Source organism: Kumtagia ephedrae (genome assembly GCF_003012745.1).
Taxonomy (GTDB): Bacteria; Pseudomonadota; Alphaproteobacteria; order Rhizobiales; family Rhizobiaceae; genus Kumtagia; species Kumtagia ephedrae.
Map to the genome: position 1 here is coordinate 1 of NZ_PXYK01000062.1, position 2,491 is coordinate 2,491.

1 protein-coding gene and 1 pseudogene are annotated in these 2,491 nt (G+C 64.8%); both read left to right on the plus strand.

Translation table 11 applies throughout. The features are described 5' to 3' along the window. The first annotated feature begins 117 nt into the window (after positions 1–117). Positions 118–1,684: pseudogene (gene istA, locus C7I84_RS29215) on the plus strand (IS21 family transposase). Then, positions 1,617–2,351 carry an IS21-like element helper ATPase IstB gene (istB, locus tag C7I84_RS29220; RefSeq protein ID WP_106775724.1) on the plus strand — a complete coding sequence of 245 codons (735 nt, stop codon included), beginning with the start codon at positions 1,617–1,619 and terminating at the stop codon, positions 2,349–2,351. The pseudogene istA and the gene istB overlap by 68 nt, the downstream one beginning before the upstream one ends. The last annotated feature ends 140 nt before the right edge of the window (positions 2,352–2,491 follow it).

Here is a 2,491-nt window from a genome sequence, read left to right on the forward strand (position 1 = left end):
TGTGAACCGGCGTGCAAAGTTGACCCCCTAGGCGGGGTTATCGGCGTCCAAAATTGACCCCCCTCATTGGTTCGTTCTGCGACCATCCGTTCGGTTTTTCGAGCGGATGGAGAGGGGATGAAGTCGGTGGATTCGATCGCCCGGGTGCGGCGCGCTTTCTACGTCCAGGGCTGGTCGCTGAAGCGGATCAGCCGCGAGCTGCACCTGTCGCGCAACACGATCCGCAAGATCCTTAGGTCGGACGAGACGGAGTTCACGTACGAGCGTGAACGCCAGCCCATGCCCAAGATCGGCCCGTGGCAGGATCAGCTCGACGCGCTGCTCGGCGGCAACCAGGGCAAGCCCGGGCGCGAGCGGCTGACCCTGATCCGCATCTACGAGGAGTTGCGGGCGCTCGGCTATGAAGGCGGCTACGACGCGATCCGGCGCTATGCGAAGGGTTGGGTCAGGGCGCGCGGTTCGGCGATGGCGGAAGCCTACGTGCCGCTGCTGTTCCCGCCTGGCGAGGCGTATCAGTTCGACTGGAGCCACGAGATCGTGCTGATCGACGGCGTGACGGTGACCGTGAAGGTCGCCCATGTCCGGCTCTGCCACAGCCGCATGATGTTCGTCAGAGCCTATCCGCGCGAGACCCAGGAGATGGTGTTCGACGCGCATGACCGGGCCTTCGCCTTCTTCGGCGGCGCCTGCACGCGCGGCATCTACGACAACATGAAGACCGCGGTGGAGACGGTGTTCGTCGGCAAGGACCGGCAATACAATCGTCGCTTCCTGCAGATGTGCAGCCACTACCTGGTGCAGCCGGTGGCCTGCACGCCGGCGTCGGGCTGGGAGAAGGGTCAGGTCGAGAACCAGGTCGGGCTCGTCCGCGAGCGCTTCTTCACTCCGCGCCTGCGCTTCAAGACCTACGCCGAGCTGAACGCCTGGCTCGCCGACAAATGCGTCGCCTGGGCAAAGGCGCATCGCCACGTCGAGCAGCCGGAGCGCACGATCTGGGAGGTGTTCGAGGCCGAGCGTGGCAGCCTCGTTCCCTATGCCGGCCGCTTCGACGGCTTCCACGCCTTGCCGGCATCGGTGTCGAAGACCTGCACGGTGCGCTTCGACAACAACAAATACTCGGTGCTGTCGACAGCGGTCGGTCGTCCGGTCGAGGTCCAGGCCTATGCCGAACGTATCGTCATTCGCCAGGATGGCGTGATCGTCGCCGAGCATGCCCGCTGCTTCGGTCGCAACGAGACCATCTATGATCCCTGGCACTATGTGCCGGTGCTTGCCCGCAAGCCCGGCGCCTTGCGCAACGGCGCTCCCTTCCAGGACTGGGAGTTGCCGCCGGCAATGGAGCGGGTGCGCCGCCGGTTGAAGGCAGCCGATGACGGCGATCGGCAGATGGTCTCGATCCTGACCGCGGTTCTCGGCGATGGGCTCGATGTTGTCGAGGCCGCCTGCCAGCAGGCGCTTGCCGAGAATGTCTGCTCCTCGGCCGTCATCCTCAACATCCTGGCCCGGCGCCGCGATCCGGCCCCGGCCGTCACCATCACCACCCCGGACGCACTTCGCCTGCAGCATGAGCCGCAGGCCGACTGCGCCCGCTACGACACGCTCAGGAGGGCAAGCTGATGGAACGCACTCAGGTTCTGGAACTGATGGGGACGCTGAAGCTCTACGGCATGCGCGGCGCCTATGACGAGGTCATGGCCACCGGCATCAAGCGTCAGCACGAGCCACCCAGGATCGTCGGCGACCTGCTCACCGCCGAGATATCGGAGAAGCAGGCACGATCGATCAAATACCAGCTCACCGTCGCCAAGCTGCCGCTGGCCAAGGACATCGAGGACTTCGACTTTGACGGCACACCGGTCAACGAAGCGCTGATGCGCGAACTGGCCAGCGGGAACTTCGTTGCCGACCAGCGCAACGCCGTGCTGATCGGCGGCACCGGGACGGGCAAGTCGCATCTGGCCATCGGCCTTGCCCGCGCCCTGATCCGCAACGGATCGCGCGGCCGCTTCTTCAACGTCGTCGATCTCGTCAACCGGCTCGAGACCGAGCACCGCAACGGCAAGCAGGGCCGCATCGCCGACTATCTCACCCGCCTCGACTTCACCGTCTTCGACGAACTGGGCTATCTGCCCTTCGCCCAGGCCGGCGGCCAGCTGCTGTTCCATCTGATCAGCCGGCTCTACGAGCGGACCTCGATCATCGTCACCACCAACCTGGCCTTCGGCGAGTGGCCGTCCGTCTTCGGCGACGCCAAGATGACCACCGCGCTGCTCGATCGGCTCACCCATCATTGCGAGATCATCGAGACCGGCAACGAATCCTGGCGCTTCAAGAACCGATCTCAAAGCTAAAGCCAGGGAGTCAAATCAACGCGCCCGACCGGGCTGCGCAACCCCGACCAGCTCTACCCGGTCGGGCGCTCAACGTCGTGCACCAAAAGGGGGTCAAAATTGGACGCCGATCCGGGGTCAGTTTTGCAAGCCGTTTGACA